The sequence below is a fragment of the Streptococcus sp. SCPM-O-B-23252 (M501) genome (assembly GCF_058200355.1).
Genome location: NZ_JBYQGS010000001.1, coordinates 1,136,231 through 1,155,290, shown reverse-complemented (window position 1 = coordinate 1,155,290; position 19,060 = coordinate 1,136,231). Strand labels below are relative to the sequence as shown.

Here is a 19,060-nt window from a genome sequence, read left to right as displayed (position 1 = left end):
TTGTATAAAGATCCTCCCCTTGTTTTTTCTAAAAAAGATTAGGAAAAACTAGTTTTTTAATCTTAAATATGATAAAATGAACATATAGGTAAGCGCTTTCTAAAAGATAAACCTTTTGAAAGAGTCACTCAAACTTTGTTGCGTTAGGAGGATAAGCAAATGAGTGAAAAAGCGAAAAAAGGGTTTAAGATGCCCTCATCTTATACCGTATTGTTAATCATCATTGCGATTATGGCAGTGATGACTTGGATCATCCCAGCAGGGGCTTTTGTAGACGGTGTTTATAAAGCACAACCTCAAAACCCTCAAGGTATTTGGGACGTCTTGATGGCACCAATTCGTGCTATGCTAGGGACTAGCCCAGAAGAAGGGTCGCTGATTAAAGAAACCAGTGCAGCGATTGACGTAGCCTTCTTCATCTTGATGGTTGGTGGTTTCCTTGGTGTGGTCAATGAAACTGGTATGCTAGACACTGGTATTGCTTCTATCGTGAAGAAATACAAGGGTCGCGAAAAAATGTTGATTTTGGTTCTTATGCCTTTGTTTGCCCTTGGTGGTACAACTTATGGTATGGGTGAAGAAACCATGGCCTTCTATCCTCTTCTTGTGCCAGTTATGATGGCCGTAGGATTTGATAGCTTGACTGGTGTAGCCATTATCTTGCTCGGTTCACAGATTGGATGTTTGGCATCTACCTTGAACCCATTTGCAACAGGTATCGCTTCTTCAACTGCAGGTGTTGGTCTTGGTGAAGGGATCATCCTTCGTTTGATCTTCTGGGTTGTCTTGACTGGTCTTAGCACTTGGTTTGTATACAAGTATGCAGATAAGATCCAAAAAGACCCAACTAAATCCCTCACCTATGCAACACGTGAAGAAGATATGAAATTCTTCAATGTTGGTGAAAATGAAGAAGAAGTCAACTCAACACTTACTAAGAAACAAAAACAAGTCTTTGTACTCTTTGTATTGACCTTCGTCTTGATGGTCTTGAGTTTCATTCCATGGTCTGATTTAGGTATTACCTTCTTTGGAGATTTTAACACATGGTTAACAGGCCTTCCAGTAGTTGGTAAGATCATTGGTTCATCAACTGCAGCTCTTGGTACTTGGTACTTCCCTGAAGGAGCAATGCTCTTTGCCTTTATGGGTATTCTCATCGGTATTGTATACGGCCTTAAAGAAGAACAAATTATTTCTTCATTTATGGCTGGTGCAGCTGACCTCTTGAGCGTTGCCCTCATCGTAGCAATCGCTCGTGGTATTCAAGTTATCATGAACAACGGTATGATTACAGATACCATCCTTAACTGGGGTAAACAAGGACTCAGCGGTCTATCTTCTCAAGTCTTTATCGTCTTGACTTATATCTTCTACTTGCCAATGTCATTCTTGATTCCATCTTCATCTGGTCTTGCCAGTGCGACAATGGGTATCATGGCTCCATTGGGAGAATTCGTCAATGTACGTCCTAGCTTGATTATCACTGCCTACCAATCTGCATCTGGTGTCTTGAACTTGATCGCACCAACTTCTGGTATCGTAATGGGAGCTCTTGCTCTTGGACGTATCAACATTGCAACTTGGTGGAAATTCATGGCAAAACTTGTTGTTGCCGTTATTGTGATCACCATTGCCCTCCTTCTTCTCGGAACTTTCGTTCCATTCCTATAAGAAGTAAAGAGGTGATTCCATGAAAATTGAGATTACAAATCAAGTCAAAGATGACTTTCTAGCTTCATTAAAGACTCTGATTTCTTATCCTTCGGTTTTAAACGAAGGTGAAAATGGAACACCGTTTGGACAAGCTATCCAAGATGTCCTTGAGAAAACGTTAGAAATTGCTCAAGAAATGGGCTTTCAAACTTATCTAGATCCTGAAGGATACTATGGATATGCAGAGATCGGTCAGGGGGAAGAACTCCTGGCCGTTCTTTGTCACTTGGATGTTGTTCCAGCCGGTGATTTAGAAGATTGGCAGACGCCACCTTTTGAGGCGACTCTGAAAGATGGATGGTTGATTGGACGTGGAGTGCAAGATGATAAGGGGCCATCCCTTGCGGCGCTTTACGCAGTTAAGAGCCTACTCGACCAAGGAGTTATATTTACCAAACGGATTCGCTTTATATTTGGTACAGACGAGGAAACTCTCTGGCGCTGTATGAACCGCTACAATGAGCTAGAAGAAAAAGCAGATCTTGGCTTTGCTCCAGATTCGTCCTTCCCATTAACCTATGCTGAAAAAGGCTTGCTTCAAGTCAAGCTCCATGGGCCAGGCTGGGAGGATCATCCCCTACAAGCTGGTCGTGCCCTCAATGTGGTGCCAGATAAGGCTGCCTATAGTGGGCAACGCTTAGAGGAACTCTTACCAGTCATCGAGCAAAGTGGTGTGAACTATACAGAAGAAGCAGGAGCAGTAACCGTTCTAGGTCTGTCTAAACACTCCAAGGATGCGGCTGAGGGTGTCAATGCCATTGTAGGCTTAGCTGAAAGCCTTTCCTTGATTCAGCCTCATCCAGCCCTTCTCTTTATTGCAGATGCCGTTGGGGAAGATGCGACAGGAGCAGCTCTCTTTGGTGAAATCAAAGATGAACCAAGTGGTGCTCTTTCCTTCAATATTGCAACCCTCTCCATTGATGAACAGCAATCTGAAATCGGGATTGATATTCGGATCCCTGTCTTAGCGGATAAGGAGGCCTTGGTAAAACGTTTAAGTGAGGTGGCAGCTAGCTATCAACTTCAGTATGAAGAGTTTGATTATGTAGCTCCACTATACGTCCCACTGGACAGTCCATTGGTGAGTACTCTGATGGCGGTCTACCAAGAAGAAACGGGGGATCAGACCCCAGCTATGTCCTCAGGGGGAGCGACCTTTGCGCGAACCATGGAAAATTGTGTGGCTTATGGGGCCCTCTTCCCTGATGCTCTCCAAACAGAGCACCAGGCGAACGAACGAGCTAAACTGGATGATTTATATCGTGCAATGGAAATCTATGCAGAGACCATTCGACGGTTAGCAGCTAAGGAAGCTTAATAAAGATTAGAAAAAAGCTTAGATGGTATGACCATCTAAGCTTTCTTTTATTTGCTAAAGAAGAAGGGAGGAGTGAATTCTTTCAATTTTTCAAAGCAGTCCAAAGCTCCCTGATTGTCTTCACAAATGATGAGGCAGACATCATCTCCGCAGACGGTTGCGACAATTTGTGGCAATTCAAGGGCATCTAAGATGGCTCCGAAGGACTGGGCCAGACCAGGTAGGGTTTTAACGACTACTTGGTTTTGGACGGGACGAAGCATGACAAGGGCATCTTCCATATAAAAACGCAGTCGGTTTTCCCAACGAGATGGGGCAATGCTATTGATGGCATAATAAGAGCTATCCCCTTCGTTAATTTTTACCAGATTCAAGGATTTGACATCTCTTGAGAGGGTTGACTGGGTCACGATGATGCCGTTAGCTTCCAGGCTGTCCTGCAATTCTTGTTGGGTTCGAATTTTCTTTTCTGAAATAATGGACCGGATCAGGCGGTGGCGACTTTCAATCTTATTCATAAGGGGCTCTCCTTATTTGATAAACATAGCATCTCCAAAGCTAAAGAAACGGTAGCCTTGGTCGATAGCGTGCTGATAAGCATCCAGAGTGAGTTCTCGACCTGCGAAGGCAGAAACGAGCATGACTAAGGTTGATTTTGGTAAGTGGAAGTTGGTTGAAAAGGCGTCGACAACCTGCCACTGATAGCCTGGTTTGATAAAGATATTGGTCCAACCAGAGTCAGCTTGTAACTCTCCATTAAACTTGTTCCCAATTGTTTCTAAAGTTCGGATAGAAGTGGTCCCAACGGCAACGATGCGGTGTCCACTTGCTTTGACTTGTCGAAGGGTTTGGGCGGCTTCTTCTGAGAGTTGATAAAATTCGGAATGCATTTCATGTTGGTCGAGATCATCGACGGATACAGGACGGAAGGTACCTAGTCCGACATGAAGGGTTAGATAAACCAAGTGAACCCCTTTGTCTTCGATCCTCTGTAAGAGCTCAGGTGTGAAATGGAGGCCAGCAGTCGGAGCTGCGGCAGATCCATTTTCTTTGGCATAGACTGTCTGGTAACGTTCTTGATCTTCTAATTTTTCATGGATGTAAGGTGGTAGGGGCATTTCTCCTAAACTTTCCAAGACTTCAAGGAAAATTCCTTGGTAAGAAAACTCTACGATACATCCTCCGTGTTCCAGCTTTTTGATTAGGGTCGCTTGAAGACGTCCATCGCCAAAGCTGACGACCCCTCCCTCTTTGAGACGTTTGGCAGGTTTAGCAAGAACCTCCCATTGATCGCCCTCAATATTTTTTAAGAGAAGAAGCTCCACATGCCCTCCTGTATCCGGTTTGACCCCATGGAGACGAGCTGGAAGGACACGGGTATTGTTCATAACCAAAGCATCCCCTGGTTCTAATTCATTGATAATGGCGTCAAAATGCTGGTCTTCCATCTGACCCGTTTGTCGATTGAGGATTAGTAGTTTTGAGGCATCGCGCTTCTCTAGTGGGGTTTGCGCAATTAACTCCTCGGGGAGGTGGAAATCAAAGTCATTCGTGTTCATGTTCTCTCCTTGTATCTAAATTCTTCTATTTCTTACATTTAACCTTCCCCATTATATCATGAAATAAGAGTGAAACAAAGGAAATCACTAGCTGAATTTTAAGGGGATGAAGGTAAAAAATCATTTTCTAACATCAAGAAAGCGCTTGACAAAAATTGGTCTATACCATATAATGAATATAAGAAATAAGCGGAGGATTTATCATGAAAGTTATTGAAGTAGCCAATCAAGTCGAAGGAGGGCAGGTTGCTTTTGACCTGCTAAAAGAAAAGTTAGAGCAGGGTGCCAAAACTCTGGGGCTTGCGACTGGAAGCAGTCCACTTGAGTTTTATAAATTGATTCGGGAGAGTGACCTGGATTTCTCAGACATGGTCAGTGTCAACTTGGATGAGTATGTCGGCTTGACGGGAGAAGATCCTCAATCCTATCGTTACTTTATGCAGGAAAATTTATTCAATGAGAAACCGTTTAAAGTTAGCTATCTTCCAAAAGGAAACGAAGATACTGCAGAAGAAGAAACAGCTCATTACAATGAAATTTTGGCCCAACATCCAGTAGATCTGCAAATTCTAGGGATCGGTCGCAACGGCCACATTGGTTTTAACGAACCAGGCACGCCATTTGACAGCCAAACGCATTTGGTCCATTTGGATCAATCAACGATTGAAGCCAACTCTCGCTTCTTTGAAAAAATTGAAGATGTTCCAACTCAAGCCATCTCCATGGGGATTGCGAACATTCTTGCTGCCAAGTCTATCATTCTCTTTGCCTATGGAGAATCAAAAGCAGAAGCGATTGCAGGAATGGTTAATGGTCCAAAAACAGAGAGTTTACCAGCGAGTGCCCTTCAAGGTCATCCAGATGTCGTGATTATTGCTGACCAAGCAGCCTTGAGCTTACTGTAACCAGTTGAAAAAGAGAGACCTATCTGAAATATCCTGAAAGATAGGTTTTTTTATAGAGTGAAGTATGGTACAATAAGATAAAATTCTATATTTGAGGAAAATATATTTTGAAAAAGAAGTTGCTCGTTTTAGGAATCGTCGTCCTATCTCTACTCCGACCTCTGTCAATCGTAGCGGATGAGCTAGTGGATATGGCGCAAAAAATGTATCCCAATGATCATGTGCAAGCCTATAATCGACCAAGGTCCTCTCTCGTCATCGATGCGAATACAGGGGATGTTTTGTGGAGAGATAATATTGATGAAGTGCGGGATCCAGCAAGTATGAGTAAGCTTATGACTCTGTATCTGCTCTTCGAAACCATGAAAGAGGGGAAGATTACCAAAGATACGGTTGTCACTGCAACGGCTGCGGATCAATCCATGTCAAAAATCTATGAGATTTCCAACAATAACATTGTTGCAGGAGTGGATTATACAGTCTCTGAATTGATTACCATGACGGCTGTTCCATCCTCCAATGTGGCTACGATTATGTTGGCCAATCTCCTTTCTAACCACGATTCTGACGCTTTTATTCAGCGGATGAACGAAAAGTCCAAGGAGTTGGGGATGACCAATACCATTTGGAACAATCCTAGTGGAGCGGCCATTTCAACCTTCCGAGGTTTGTATACCAGTTATAACTATCCAAATGATGCGGCCAACCAGACAACTGCAAGAGATTTGGCGATTCTCGTCTATCATTTCGTGAAAGAATATCCAGAGATCCTTAGTTATACCAATCAGGCTAAGGTGACCGTGAAACAAGGAACGCCTTATGAGGAGACTTTTGATACCTATAACTATTCCTTGCCAGGAGCTAGATATGCTCTTGAAGGAGTAGATGGTCTGAAGACAGGTTCGAGTCCACGTGGTGCTTTTAACTATATCGCAACCGCTAAACGGGGGGAGCAACGAATTATCTCCGTAGTCATGGGAGTTGGTGATTGGTCCGACCAGGATGGTGAATACTATCGACATCCATTTGGCAATGCCTTGATCGAAAAGGCTTTTGCAGATTATCGTTATAAGAAGTTGTTGGACAAGGGTGTTCAGACGATCGATGGAAAGACCTACACACTGGATCAACCTTTCTATGCCACGGTCAAAAAGGGAGAAGAGAATCCAAAACTCGTTGTCAAAGATGGACAGGTTGAGGCAGATTCAGGCTTGATGACCCTATCAGAAAAGATTTCTGATGGACTTCCAGTCAAAGAAGGGGCAGTGGTGAGTCAATCGGATTCCCAAAGTACTACGGCCCCAGCTAGAAAGAAATCCTTCCATTTTCCTCTTGAAAGCCTGGTCATTCTGATTCCAATTTTCATTCTCGCTATGATTCTGTATTTAGAAAGAGCCCATCGCAACCAACGTGCGCGCAAGGCTCAGGATCGCTACAAAAAATAACCGATTAAAACTCAACTGAAATCCAGTTGGGTTTTGTCATTGTCTTTTATTTCTCATGTTGAAAGGAAACTTATGAAAGCATTTCGAAATTCCTATCCTGCTTATTTATTTTTATATAGTTTTTACTTCATGTCGACGGCCCTCTTTACGACTTTAATCTCTGTCTATCTGATAGGCCAGCAGTATTCAGCCAGTCAGGTATCTAATTTGGTGTCGACAGCCTTTTTCCTATCCATGCTTACCCAGCCCTTATTTGGTTATATCAATGAACGATTTGGTATTGTTAAAATCACGACCTTGAGCTTAGGAGTCCTCATGGCAGGAGTGGGTGGCTTTATCTGGGCCCCTAACTTCTTTTGGTTGACGATCTTTTATGGCTTGGTATTACTGTGTCTAAATGGGACGGCTCCCATGATGGAGATTTTAGCTACCCAGAGTCCCTATGCTTTTGGAAAAATCCGCGTTTGGGGGACGCTAGGGTATGCGGCTGGAGCCCACCTAGCTGGTTGGCTCTATGCTCATCTTAGCCCTCAGTCTGTATACTATTGTGTATTGGTCACGATCCTTCTTAGTTTCTTTACTTTAGGGGCTATCCGCATTGATAAGACCAATCGGGTACAAAAAGAAGTTGTCTCGATCCGGCCTCTGCTCCATAATGGACCCTATCTCTTTTTCCTATTACTGATGGGGCTTGTGTCGGGCGTGGGAAATATTGGCCATACCTATATTCCAGCTCTCTTAATGGATAGTGGGCTCCCTGTTCAGATAGCGTCTACGGTTGTTGCCCTATCTGTCGTAGTAGAAGCGCCCCTCATCTTTTTCTCGGACCGTTTTATGGATCATTGGTCCCTGCGTCTCCTAATTTTGCTTCCTGTGGGGATTCTCTTGCTCCAGTATGTCATCTATGCTCTTCCGAGCCCGGTCTTCTTAAAAGTGCTGGTCACCCTCTTGGCCAAGCATACGACGGGGATGGTCTTGATCATGGTCTCCTTGCGTTTTATCTCCCAACAGGTGGATAAGAAAGATCTAGTCTTAGCCATGGCTCTCGTGCAGGGAGTCCGCTATCTTGGTACCATTCTCTTGCAACCGCTAGCAGCTTTCTTTGTGGATCACGGTGGATTTTCAATGATGAGTTACTTCTTGGTGGCTGTCCTGGTCCTCGTCCTTCTACTAAGTCTCTTTTTAAAGATGCCAAAAGGAAAATCTCCAGGTCTCTTTGGGAACACGAAGGAGTAAAAAGTTTAGGAAATAGAGTTTGTGAATAGAAGGACTTATGCTATAATGGAGAACGATGATGTTTATGAAAGAAATGAGAGAGAATGAAGTTTAAACGTGCCTTATTTGCGACACTTTCCCTTGCTTGCCTGTGTTTCCCAATGATAGCAAAGGCGGATGATCTTTATCAACAAGAAGATATCATGTCGATCACAGAAAAATCAGGGACTTCGGTGGATGAATTTTTCCGTCCCAAGGCTGATATTGTCGTTGATGCTCACACAGGAGCGATTGTTTATGGCGATAATATCGATGCTCCTCGTGACTCCGGCAGTATGGCTAAATTGATGTCCGTCTACGTTCTTCTGAGAGCTATTAAAGAAAGGCAGCTGGATTATGATACCATGATTACCGCGACGGATACGGATGTGATCATTTCTCAAAATCAGAAGTTGAGCAATAGTCCCATTGTGGCGGGTGCCCAATACAAGGTATCGACCCTCCTAAATATGATTTTCGTTCCTTCATCCAGTGCCGCTACCATCATGATTGCTAATAAGGTGTCTGGAGGAGATCCAGATAAATTCTTGGATTTGATGAACCAGCGGGCCCAGGAAATTGGAATGACCAATACCAAGTGGAACAATCCTAATGGTGCCCCAACTGCAGTCCTAGATGGCTACTATAATCCGACCCGCTATGATCAACATGCCATTAACCAAACAACCGCAAGAGATATGTCTATTTTGGCCTATCACATAGTTAATGAGTTTCCTGAAATTCTCAACTATACTAAAAATGCCAAGATAACCCTCTTCCAAGGGACAGATTATGAAGAAACCCATGAAAATTATAATTATTCCTTGGAAGGTGGAAGATATTCTCTAAAGGGAGCGGATGGCCTAAAAACCGGCTCTAGTCCGACAGCAGATTATAATTACACCTTGACGGTTAATCGCGGAAATCAGCGATTTGTTCAAGTCATTATGGGAGTTGGGCATTACGATGTGGAAATTGCAGAGAGCCTGCGCCACGTCATTGGAAATGCCCTGATTGAAAGACTCTATCAGGATTATGAGTACAAAGAGGTTCTGCCGGCGGGGGATCACACGATTCAGGGGCAAACCTATCACTTAGACAAACCCTTCTATGCTACAGTGAAAAGAGGGACGAATCCAGAGATCAGTGTTCAAAATGGCCAGCTACAAATTGCCAATGGCTTGCAAACTGTTTCTCCGTCCATTCAGCAAACGCAAGCTGTAAGCGCAGTAGAAGCGCCCCATCAGAAGACCACGAGTAGTCGTCAAAAAGGCTGGGATCCAATGTGGCTCTTTTGCTTCCTTCCCTTCATTTTCTTAAGAGTTTTCTTTAACGTGAGATATAAGAGAAAATAAAAAGATTTCCGTATTTGGAAATCTTAAATTAAAGAAATAATATTCCTAGAAACTTCCATAGGTGAGTACGGACATCATGGAACTTCGAAGAAGTTCCGTGACTAATTAAGATATAAAGGGCGTCTGCGGATAAAGTCAAAATAGGAAGTTTGACGCAGAATCTTTGGATTCTAGGAGAACTTATCTTTTTGACACAATCCGCAGCCCGTGTTCAATTAGTTTTGGATCTAAGGCTCCAAAACTCCCGAGCTTGATGCTAAAATGGTAGTGGAAGGTTAAAAAGGAGAGAGTGAATGAAAAAAATACTATTATCGACGTTTGCTTTACTGGGAGTGATGGGGCTAGTAGCCTGCTCGAATCAAGAAGGGACCTCGTCCAGTGAAAAGTCTGTAAAGGAAACACGCCAGTCTTCAACCTCCTCTCAGGGCAAGAAAGTGACCAGCTTGAAAGGATCCTCAGAGTCTCCTTTTGTCTTGTATACAGATGAGGAACTTGAAAATGCTAGAACTGTTGGAGACTTTAAAGCGCTCTATGCTTTAATGATGGACCGAACCGTTGCTCATTCAGAGGAAGCAGGAGCATCACTGACGGGCTCAGCTAAAGAGACCTATGAGACCTATCTGAAAGATTTGAAAGAGAAAATGGAAACGAGCAAGGCCCGCTTTAATGAATCTATGGATACGATAGGGTCCGAAGATACCGAAGTTCCGGAAACTACTCGTGCAACCATTGTTGAAAAATTTGAAACGGCTCGAAAACAAGCTGAAGCATCTGAAAATGGGACCGCTCCATCATCGGAAACTCCAAATCTGGCATCAGACGAGAATTCGAGTGAGTCAGATCAATAAGCGAGGGATGTTTTTAAACGTCTCGTCTAGGATGGATGAGCAGTCGCTTTACATGTAAGAATGATCATATCTAAACAAGGAGCTTGTCTCCTTTTTTTCTTGCTCTACTATATAAGTGTCTTCATAAGTGTCTTCGGTTACGAATTATATAAGTGGAGGTGATGACATGTTTATTGCGAAAGATGCAAAACAGCAGCGTTGGAATTGTTTGGAGAAGATCCCGATGAAAAAGGAGGGCCCTTTTTTCTGTCTCTTGTGTGGAAAGGAAGTCCGCTTAAAGAAAGGGCCCGTGATGCGTCCTCATTTTGCTCACATTAGCCTAGAGGATTGCCCCTTTCATCATGAGACGGAGAGTCCAGAGCATTTGGAGTTGAAATTGGGGATTTATCAATGGGCCAAGCAAAACTCTAATGCTGAAGTGGAAAGTCCTCTGCAGGCTTTCCAACAGATTGCGGATGTTCTCCTTCCGGATCAAAAGATTGCCTTAGAAGTGCAATGTAGTTCCTTGTCTATGGAGCGTTTAAAAGAACGGAGCGATGCCTATCGCAAGCATGGCTATCAGGTCTATTGGTTGTTAGGGAAGAACTTATGGCTCAAGAAAAGTCTATCAGCTCTGCAAGAAGGTTTTGTCTATTTTAGTCAAAATAGGGGCTTTCATCTCTGGGAGTTGGACCTTGAGAAGCAGGAAGTTCGACTCCACTATCTCATTCATCAAGACTTACGAGGGCGTCTTCATTATCGGACTCAACATTTTCCTTTTTATGGAGGTAATCTGTTAGAAGTTTTGCGGACGCCTTATGCTCAACAGAGCTTGCAACAAATGACAGTCCCTCTAGACAGACAGTTTAAGGACCATCTTCGTCAAAAGCTATATTACCGTCATCCTAAATGGATGGCCCTTCAGGAACAACTCTATCTGAAAGGAAAGCATCTCCTGGAATTGGACTTGGAAGCCTTTTATCCCCTTTGTCGGCCACTGAAGTCTTCCCATTTTATCCAGATTAGGGGAGATTGGCGAAGCTATTACCAGGACTTTATGACCTACTATCGTTCAACTGGAATGAAAGCGACGCAGACTCTTTATTCACCTCGTTTTTATCAGAATGGGAAAGCTTAAATTTCCGTGAATCAAATACCCCCAAATGGTAATATTTCAGCAGAATAAAAGCTGAAATAGACGCGCAAAACTATTTATTTTCGGTAGAAAAGAAGTATAATATACCTAGAAACGAAAGCGAACAAACAAAGAAGAATCTGAAGTATTGGAAGGAGGAATTGAAAAAATATGAAGATTAAACATATTTTGCAGTTACCTTTTGGGACGTCTATCAATTTAGATGAAAATGTCCCTAAATCTGGAGTGGTAGGCAAGTTTTTGACCGTTGATTTTAAACATTACTATAAAGTTGAGGGAGTTCCGACAAATATTTTTTCGGAAGTCTTGATTTCAAAAACAGAAACGTTGACGGAAGGTCAAGAAGTCTATTTTGTATAAAAGAAGTGCTTAGATAATAATCTAGGTGCTTTTTATGATAAAATAGAAGCATTGGAGGATTTTTGTAATGGTAAAACAACGAAATGAAATTGATGAAAAATACCAATGGGATTTGTCGACCATTTTTGCGACAGACCAAGCTTGGGAAGAAGAAGCAACTGCTTTAGCTGCAGCGATTAAAGATGCTACCCATTTTGCAGGCTCTTTATTGTCTTCTCCAGCCAACCTATTAGAAACCACAGAAGTTTATTTGGACTTGAGCCGTCGTTTGGAGAAGGTCTATGTCTACGCCCATATGAAGAATGACCAGGATACACGCGTAGCCAAATACCAAGAATTCCAATCAAAAGCCATGTCTCTATACAGCCTTTTAGGGGAGACCTTTGCCTTCTACGAACCAGAATTTATGGAGATCACCGAAGAGCAATATGCCAACTTCTTGAAAGAAGTCCCTGCCTTAGAAGCTTATGCTCATTACTTTGACAAATTGCTCAAAACCAAAGAGCACGTTCTTTCTCAAAAAGAAGAAGAATTACTAGCAGGAGCGGGTGAAATCTTTGCTGCGGCAGGGGAAACTTTTGAGATTTTGGACAATGCCGATATCGTCTTCCCAATGGTGAAGGATGATCAAGGTCAAGAAGTGCAGTTGACTCATGGAAACTATATTTCTTTGGTAGAGTCGAAGGATCGTCAAGTCCGTAAGGAAGCTTACCAAGCCTTGTATGGTGTCTATGAACAGTACCAACATACCTATGCCAAGACCCTTCAGACCAACGTCAAGGTCCACAATTACAATGCTAAGGTTCGCAAATTCTCTAGCGCGCGTGAAGCAGCTCTTTCTGCTAACTTTATCCCAGAGAGTGTGTATGATAGCTTGGTAGAAGCGGTTAATAAGCATTTGCCACTCTTGCAACGTTACGTGAAGTTGCGCTCAAAAATCTTGGGAATTGAAGATTTGAAGATGTATGATGTCTACACACCATTGTCTTCTACTGATTACAAGTTCACTTACGAAGAAGCCCTTGCCAAATCTGAGCAGGCTTTGGCGGTGCTTGGAGATGACTACCTATCCCGCGTGAAGCGCGCCTTCACCGAACGTTGGATTGACGTCCATGTCAACCAAGGGAAACGCTCAGGTGCCTATTCAGGTGGATCGTATGATACCAATGCCTTTATGTTGTTGAACTGGCAAGATACATTGGATAATCTCTTCACCTTGGTGCATGAGACTGGCCACAGTATGCACTCTAGCTATACTCGTGAAACACAACCTTATGTCTATGGAGATTATTCTATCTTCCTTGCTGAGATTGCTTCCACAACCAATGAAAATATCTTGACCGAGCAATTGTTGGCAGAAGTAGAAGATGATGAAACCCGTTTTGCCATTCTCAACCACTTCTTGGATGGTTTCCGTGGTACAGTCTTCCGTCAAACCCAGTTTGCTGAGTTTGAGCATGCTATTCATAAAGCAGATCAAGAAGGACAAGTTTTGACCAGCGAATTCTTGAATGAGCTCTATGCGGACTTGAACGAGAAATACTATGGCCTTTCTAAAGAAGACAATCCAGAAATCCAATACGAATGGGCTCGTATTCCTCATTTCTACTATGACTACTATGTTTTCCAATATTCAACTGGTTTTGCGGCAGCCTCTGCCTTGGCTGAGAAAATCGTTCATGGAACACAAGAAGATAAGGACAAATACCTAGAGTATTTGAAGGCCGGAAATTCGGATTACCCACTCAACGTGATCCGCAAGGCGGGTGTGGATATGGAAAAAGAAGACTACCTCAATGCTGCCTTTGAAGTCTTTGAACGTCGTCTCAATGAATTTGAGGCTCTCGTTGAAAAATTAGGATTGGCCTAAGATGGTAGAGTCTTACAGTAAAAATGCCAACCACAATATGCGCCGCCCAGTTGTCAAGGAGGAAATTGTCTCCTTCATGCGGGAGCGCCAAGCGCCGGTAACGGATGCTTTAAAAGAGCTAGAAGAATTTGCTCGGCGGGAAAATATTCCCATCATCCCTCATGAAACGGTCGCTTTCTTTCGTCTCTTTTTGCAGACCATGCAACCCAAGTCGATCTTAGAAATTGGGACGGCGATCGGCTTTTCGGCCCTCTTGATGGCAGAGCAAGTACCTGATGCAAGGATTACAACCATTGATCGCAACGAGGAAATGATTGGTTTTGCCAAGGAAAACTTTGCTCGTTTTGATCAACGTAACCAAATCACCCTCTTAGAAGGGGATGCGGTCGATCTGCTAGAGCATATCGAGCAACGCTTTGACTTGATTTTTATGGATTCGGCTAAGTCCAAGTACATCGTCTTTCTTCCAGAAGTTCTCAAACGGTTGGAAGTTGGGGGAGTGGTGATTTTAGACGACATCTTCCAAGGGGGAGATGTGGCGCGTGATATTATGGAAGTTCGTCGTGGACAGCGTACCATCTATCGAGGTTTGCAGCGTCTCTTTGATGCCACTTTGGACCATCCTGGCTTGACGGCCAGTCTGATTCCGCTCGGTGATGGCATTCTTATGATTCGTAAAAATCAGGAAGAGATTTCTTTGCCGAAAGAAGAGTAGTTTTTAGACTTATTTAAGTTATCCTGTTGAATTTGTGGTAAAATAGTAGCAGTGAATTTTAGAATGGAGAAATAAAGATGAAGAAAAAATTTGTAGCTGGAGCGGTGACCCTTTTATCCGTTGTAACGCTAGCAGCTTGTGCAAAAGGTGGCAGTGACAAGGATATCGTCACAATGAAGGGTGACACGATCACTGTTAGTGATTTCTATGATGAAATCAAAAACAACCAAGGTGCACAACAATATCTTTTCCAAATGACCATTAATAAAGTCTTTGAAAAAGAATACGGCTCAAAAGTCTCAGACAAAGATGTTGAGAAAAAAGTTGATGAGCAGAAAAAACAATTGGGTGAAGCCTTCAAGAGCTACCTCACTCAACAAGGGTTAACAGAAGAAACCAACAAACAACAAATCCGTAGCAATCTTTTGTTAGAGTATGCGGTTGACCAAGCTATTTCAAAAGAGTTGACAGACGAAGCTTACAAAAAAGCCTTTGAAAGCTATACACCAGAAATCACTGCAAATGTGATTAAAGTGGATTCAGAAGAAAAAGCGAATGAAGTTCTTGCAAGTGTAAAAGCTGAAGGCGCTGACTTTGCACAAATTGCCAAAGAAAATTCTACAGATGCTAGCACCAAAGAAAAGGGTGGAGAAATCAAATTTGACTCTGGAACAACAACTGTTCCAACTCGTGTCAAGGAAGCAGCATCTAAGCTTGATGTAAATGGTATTTCAGATGTCGTTATTGATCCTGCTAGTCAAAACAACGCTGGTAGTTACTATATTGTGAAAGTAACCAAGAAGGAAGAAAAAGGATCAGATTGGAAGAAATACGAAAAACGCTTGAAAGAAATTCTAACGGCAGATCGTAAAAATGATGCCAACTTTATCCGTAGCATCATTGCTAAAGCAATGACAAATGCCAATATCAAGGTGAAAGATGATGCCTTCAAGGCAACCTTCAACCAATACATGCAAAATATCGGTGCAACAACAGAAGGCAGCTCATCTTCTAAATAAGGATATTAGTTGACGACCATTGTATTTATCTGTATAATGAGATAGTTGAGAATAAATCATTTAGAATCGGATGCAGAGAAGTGGCGGGGGTGCGAGCCATGGAAGAGGAATGATTTTGCTACTCAATAGAACAATTACATAATCGAATGAAGAATGACAAGTTCATTGAATGAAGGTGGTACCGCGGTTTTTCGCCCTTCGTTAGTGAGCTTGTCTTTTTTTCAGCATCTTCTACCGGAGATCCTTTCTAATAAGAGAAAGGCCTTCCTATAGATTTGCAGGAGGAAACTGATGAAATCGTATCTGGTCAAACAAAAGTTTCGACTTGGAGGGGAACGCTTTGACATCAAAAATGATCTGGGAATGGTAGAATACCATGTAGAAGGTTCATTTTTTAAGATTCCTAAGACCTTTACGGTATTTGATGTAGAAGGCCAGAAGGTCAGCCATATTATGAAGAAGCCTTTTAGCCTCTTGCCCCAATTCACTGTAGAATTGGCAGATGGCTCCAGTTTTTTCATCCGTAAAAAACTGACCTTATTACGTGATAAGTATGACATTTCTAACCTAGGACTTCGCATCGAAGGCAATATCTGGGATTTGGATTTCAAGTTATTGGATGATCGCGACCAGCTGGTTGCAGAGATTAGCAAGCAAGTCTTTACCTTGACGTCGACTTATCAGGTTTCTGTCTATGAAGAGGAATATGCCAATCTGGTGATTTCCTTGTGTCTTGCCATTGACTATGTAGAAATGATGGAAAATGGCTCCTAAGCCAATCAATAGAAAACAATAAATAGAGGAGAAAACATGAAACAATTAACTAGTGCACAAGTCCGCAAAATGTGGCTTGATTTCTGGGCGACCAAAGGTCACTCAGTAGAACCATCTGTTAGCTTGGTTCCAGTAAACGATCCAACCCTATTGTGGATTAACTCAGGGGTCGCAACCCTTAAGAAATACTTTGATGGAACTATCATCCCTGAAAACCCACGGATTACCAATGCGCAAAAGGCTATCCGTACCAACGATATCGAAAACGTAGGGAAGACGGCTCGTCACCACACCATGTTTGAAATGTTGGGGAACTTCTCCATCGGGGACTACTTCCGTGACGAAGCCATTACCTGGGCTTATGAACTCTTGACAAGTCCGGAGTGGTTTGACTTCCCTAAAGACAAACTCTACATGACCTACTATCCAGCTGATACAGATTCATACAACCGCTGGATCGAAGTGGGCGTGGACCCAAGTCACTTGATCCCAATCGAAGACAACTTCTGGGAAATCGGTGCTGGACCTTCTGGACCAGATACAGAAATCTTCTTTGACCGTGGAGAAGCATTTGACCCAGAAAACATCGGTATTCGCCTTCTTGCAGAAGATATCGAAAACGACCGTTACATCGAAATCTGGAACATTGTCTTGTCACAATTTAATGCAGACCCAGCGGTTCCTCGTAGCGAGTACAAGGAATTGCCACACAAGAACATTGATACGGGCGCTGGTTTAGAGCGTTTGGTGGCGGTTATCCAAGGGGCTAAGACAAACTTTGAAACAGACCTCTTCATGCCGATTATCCGTGAAGTTGAGAAGTTGTCTGGTAAAACCTACGATCCAGATGACGACAACATGAGCTTCAAGGTGATTGCGGACCACATCCGTTCGCTGTCATTTGCGATTGGGGATGGTGCCCTTCCTGGAAATGAAGGTCGTGGCTATGTCCTTCGTCGTCTCCTCCGTCGTGCCTCTATGCATGGTCAAAAATTGGGTATCAATGAGCCTTTCCTTTACAAACTCGTTCCAACTGTTGGAAAAATCATGGAAAGCTACTACCCAGAAGTTCTTGAAAGACGTGACTTTATCGAAAAAATCGTTAAGAGCGAAGAAGAGTCATTTGCTCGTACTCTTCACTCAGGTCAACACTTTGCAGAAACAATCGTAGCAGACTTGAAAGAAAAAGGCCAAACGGTTATCGCTGGTCAAGATGTCTTTAAACTCTATGATACATACGGATTCCCAGTAGAGCTGACAGAAGAAATCGCTGAAGAAGCTGGAATGACAGTTGATCGTGAAGGTTTTGAAGCAGCCATGAAAGAACAACAAGAACGTGCGCGTGCATCTGCTGTCAAAGGCGGATCTATGGGTATGCAAAACGAAACCCTTCAAAACATCACTGTAGAAAGTGTCTTCAACTACAATGCTAGCCAATTGTCTTCTAAGTTGGTGGCTATCGTAGCTGACAATGCTGAAGTAGAAGCTGTATCAGAAGGAACTGCGTCACTTATCTTTGCAGAGACACCTTTCTACGCTGAAATGGGTGGACAAGTTGCGGACCATGGTCAAATCTTGGATGCTGCAGGAAATGTCGTAGCGACTGTAACAGACGTTCAAAAAGCACCAAATGGCCAACCACTTCATACCGTTGAAGTTCATGCTCCACTTGCTTTGAACCAAGAATACACTTTGGCGATCGATAGCAATCGTCGTCACCGTGTCATGAAGAACCACACAGCCACTCACTTGCTCCATGCGGCTCTTCACAATATCCTTGGCCACCATGCAACTCAAGCAGGTTCACTTAATGAAGTGGAATTCCTTCGCTTTGACTTCACTCACTTCCAAGCTGTAACTCCAGAAGAATTGCGTGCTATTGAACAGCAAGTCAATGAAAAAATCTGGGAAGCGATCGCAGTTAAGACTGTTGAGACTGATATTGATACAGCTAAAGATATGGGTGCTATGGCCCTCTTTGGTGAGAAATACGGTAAGGAAGTCCGTGTTGTGACCATCGGTGACTACTCAGTGGAGCTCTGTGGTGGTACCCACGTTGGCAATACTTCTGAGATTGGCCTCTTCAAGATTGTCAAAGAAGAAGGGATTGGATCAGGAACTCGTCGTATCTTGGCAGTGACTGGTAAAGAAGCCTTCGAAGCTTATCGTGAACAAGAAGATGCACTGAAAGCAGTCGCAGCAACCTTGAAAGCACCTCAACTCAAGGAAGTTCCTCATAAGGTTGAAGGCCTTCAAGAGCAGCTCCGTCAATTGCAAAAAGAAAATGCTGAATTGAAGGAAAAAGCTGCAGCAGCAGCGGCAGGTGATGTCTTCAAACATGTTCAAGAAGCAAACGGCCACCGTTACATTGCTAGTCAAGTTTCTGTATCAGATGCAGGTGCCCTTCGTACCTTTGCGGATAACTGGAAACAAAAAGATTACTCTGACGTGCTTGTTCTTGTCGCAGCAATCGGTGACAAGGTCAACCTTCTCGTAGCCAGCAAGACAAAAGACATCCACGCAGGTAACTTGGTTAAAGAATTGGCTCCAATCGTTGATGGACGTGGTGGTGGTAAACCAGACATGGCCATGGCAGGAGGAAGCAACCAAGCGAAAATCCAAGAATTATTGGATGCCGTAGCAACTAAATTGTAAGCAACAAGAGATCTACCTTCGGGTAGGTCTTTTTGTATGGTAAACTGTTAAATCTTTGTAAAAACTTTTTAAGAAGTACTTGTAATTTTTGATAAATACATTACAATAAATATATAGGAAAAAGGAAGTGTC

16 protein-coding genes are annotated in these 19,060 nt (G+C 43.0%); 14 read left to right on the top strand and 2 right to left on the bottom strand.

Annotated elements, in window-relative coordinates:
- The first annotated feature begins 159 nt into the window (after positions 1–159).
- The gene (locus AC3E6G_RS05590; RefSeq protein WP_490700623.1) at positions 160–1,674 is read left to right on the top strand and encodes a YfcC family protein; all 1,515 of its coding nucleotides are present in this window, start codon (positions 160–162) and stop codon (positions 1,672–1,674) included.
- 19 nt (positions 1,675–1,693) lie between these two features.
- Positions 1,694–3,034 carry a dipeptidase gene (locus tag AC3E6G_RS05585; protein WP_490700622.1) on the top strand — a complete coding sequence of 447 codons (1,341 nt, stop codon included), beginning with the start codon at positions 1,694–1,696 and terminating at the stop codon, positions 3,032–3,034.
- 47 nt (positions 3,035–3,081) lie between these two features.
- Here AC3E6G_RS05585 and AC3E6G_RS05580 read toward each other — a convergent pair whose 3' ends face one another.
- Together AC3E6G_RS05580 and queA are read right to left on the bottom strand one after the other, a co-directional pair.
- Positions 3,082–3,552 carry an arginine repressor gene (locus tag AC3E6G_RS05580; protein ID WP_048689219.1) on the bottom strand — a complete coding sequence of 157 codons (471 nt, stop codon included), beginning with the start codon at positions 3,550–3,552 and terminating at the stop codon, positions 3,082–3,084.
- Between the two features lie 12 nt (positions 3,553–3,564).
- Entirely contained in the window at positions 3,565–4,593 is a 1,029-nt protein-coding gene (gene queA, locus AC3E6G_RS05575) for a tRNA preQ1(34) S-adenosylmethionine ribosyltransferase-isomerase QueA (protein WP_061563762.1), read from the bottom strand.
- Between the two features lie 203 nt (positions 4,594–4,796).
- Here queA and AC3E6G_RS05570 point away from each other — a divergent pair, with 203 nt between their 5' ends.
- The 12 genes from AC3E6G_RS05570 to alaS all read left to right on the top strand — a co-directional run bounded on the left by AC3E6G_RS05570 (position 4,797) and on the right by alaS (position 18,928).
- On the top strand, positions 4,797–5,498 hold the full coding sequence (locus tag AC3E6G_RS05570; RefSeq protein ID WP_490700621.1) for a glucosamine-6-phosphate deaminase: 702 nt from the start codon (positions 4,797–4,799) through the stop codon (positions 5,496–5,498).
- A gap of 107 nt (positions 5,499–5,605) precedes the next feature.
- A complete protein-coding gene (locus tag AC3E6G_RS05565) occupies positions 5,606–6,943 on the top strand; it encodes a DUF1958 domain-containing protein (protein ID WP_490700620.1) in 1,338 nt (445 codons plus the stop codon).
- 72 nt (positions 6,944–7,015) lie between these two features.
- Positions 7,016–8,179, top strand: coding sequence for an MFS transporter (locus AC3E6G_RS05560; RefSeq protein ID WP_485789244.1), 1,164 nt, complete (start codon positions 7,016–7,018; stop codon positions 8,177–8,179).
- Positions 8,180–8,262: 83 nt separating this feature from the next.
- Entirely contained in the window at positions 8,263–9,552 is a 1,290-nt protein-coding gene (locus AC3E6G_RS05555; protein WP_490700619.1) for a D-alanyl-D-alanine carboxypeptidase family protein, read from the top strand.
- Positions 9,553–9,845: 293 nt separating this feature from the next.
- Entirely contained in the window at positions 9,846–10,400 is a 555-nt protein-coding gene (locus AC3E6G_RS05550; RefSeq protein WP_490700618.1) for a hypothetical protein, read from the top strand.
- A 166-nt stretch (positions 10,401–10,566) separates the two neighbouring features.
- Positions 10,567–11,517 carry a competence protein CoiA gene (locus AC3E6G_RS05545; protein WP_490700617.1) on the top strand — a complete coding sequence of 317 codons (951 nt, stop codon included), beginning with the start codon at positions 10,567–10,569 and terminating at the stop codon, positions 11,515–11,517.
- Positions 11,518–11,685: 168 nt separating this feature from the next.
- On the top strand, positions 11,686–11,895 hold the full coding sequence (locus AC3E6G_RS05540) for a hypothetical protein (protein ID WP_195324150.1): 210 nt from the start codon (positions 11,686–11,688) through the stop codon (positions 11,893–11,895).
- 67 nt (positions 11,896–11,962) lie between these two features.
- The gene (gene pepF / locus AC3E6G_RS05535; protein WP_490700616.1) at positions 11,963–13,765 is read left to right on the top strand and encodes an oligoendopeptidase F; all 1,803 of its coding nucleotides are present in this window, start codon (positions 11,963–11,965) and stop codon (positions 13,763–13,765) included.
- A 1-nt stretch (position 13,766) separates the two neighbouring features.
- A complete protein-coding gene (locus tag AC3E6G_RS05530) occupies positions 13,767–14,480 on the top strand; it encodes an O-methyltransferase (RefSeq protein ID WP_490700615.1) in 714 nt (237 codons plus the stop codon).
- Positions 14,481–14,557: 77 nt separating this feature from the next.
- A complete protein-coding gene (gene prsA, locus AC3E6G_RS05525) occupies positions 14,558–15,499 on the top strand; it encodes a peptidylprolyl isomerase PrsA (RefSeq protein ID WP_490700614.1) in 942 nt (313 codons plus the stop codon).
- A gap of 291 nt (positions 15,500–15,790) precedes the next feature.
- Entirely contained in the window at positions 15,791–16,273 is a 483-nt protein-coding gene (locus tag AC3E6G_RS05520) for an LURP-one-related/scramblase family protein (protein ID WP_490700613.1), read from the top strand.
- A gap of 36 nt (positions 16,274–16,309) precedes the next feature.
- Complete coding sequence (gene alaS / locus AC3E6G_RS05515; RefSeq protein ID WP_490700612.1) at positions 16,310–18,928, top strand: alanine--tRNA ligase; 2,619 nt, start codon at positions 16,310–16,312, stop codon at positions 18,926–18,928.
- The last annotated feature ends 132 nt before the right edge of the window (positions 18,929–19,060 follow it).

What these genes read in the sequence shown, in the direction of transcription:
- AC3E6G_RS05590 (WP_490700623.1), top strand. Translation starts at nt 160, where the DNA reads ATGAGTGAAAAAGCGAAAAAAGGGTTTAAGATGCCCTCATCTTATACC.
- AC3E6G_RS05585 (WP_490700622.1), top strand. Translation starts at nt 1,694, where the DNA reads ATGAAAATTGAGATTACAAATCAAGTCAAAGATGACTTTCTAGCTTCA.
- AC3E6G_RS05580 (WP_048689219.1), bottom strand. Translation starts at nt 3,552, where the DNA reads ATGAATAAGATTGAAAGTCGCCACCGCCTGATCCGGTCCATTATTTCA.
- queA (WP_061563762.1), bottom strand. Translation starts at nt 4,593, where the DNA reads ATGAACACGAATGACTTTGATTTCCACCTCCCCGAGGAGTTAATTGCG.
- AC3E6G_RS05570 (WP_490700621.1), top strand. Translation starts at nt 4,797, where the DNA reads ATGAAAGTTATTGAAGTAGCCAATCAAGTCGAAGGAGGGCAGGTTGCT.
- AC3E6G_RS05560 (WP_485789244.1), top strand. Translation starts at nt 7,016, where the DNA reads ATGAAAGCATTTCGAAATTCCTATCCTGCTTATTTATTTTTATATAGT.
- AC3E6G_RS05555 (WP_490700619.1), top strand. Translation starts at nt 8,263, where the DNA reads ATGAAGTTTAAACGTGCCTTATTTGCGACACTTTCCCTTGCTTGCCTG.
- AC3E6G_RS05550 (WP_490700618.1), top strand. Translation starts at nt 9,846, where the DNA reads ATGAAAAAAATACTATTATCGACGTTTGCTTTACTGGGAGTGATGGGG.
- AC3E6G_RS05545 (WP_490700617.1), top strand. Translation starts at nt 10,567, where the DNA reads ATGTTTATTGCGAAAGATGCAAAACAGCAGCGTTGGAATTGTTTGGAG.
- AC3E6G_RS05540 (WP_195324150.1), top strand. Translation starts at nt 11,686, where the DNA reads ATGAAGATTAAACATATTTTGCAGTTACCTTTTGGGACGTCTATCAAT.
- pepF (WP_490700616.1), top strand. Translation starts at nt 11,963, where the DNA reads ATGGTAAAACAACGAAATGAAATTGATGAAAAATACCAATGGGATTTG.
- AC3E6G_RS05530 (WP_490700615.1), top strand. Translation starts at nt 13,767, where the DNA reads ATGGTAGAGTCTTACAGTAAAAATGCCAACCACAATATGCGCCGCCCA.
- prsA (WP_490700614.1), top strand. Translation starts at nt 14,558, where the DNA reads ATGAAGAAAAAATTTGTAGCTGGAGCGGTGACCCTTTTATCCGTTGTA.
- AC3E6G_RS05520 (WP_490700613.1), top strand. Translation starts at nt 15,791, where the DNA reads ATGAAATCGTATCTGGTCAAACAAAAGTTTCGACTTGGAGGGGAACGC.
- alaS (WP_490700612.1), top strand. Translation starts at nt 16,310, where the DNA reads ATGAAACAATTAACTAGTGCACAAGTCCGCAAAATGTGGCTTGATTTC.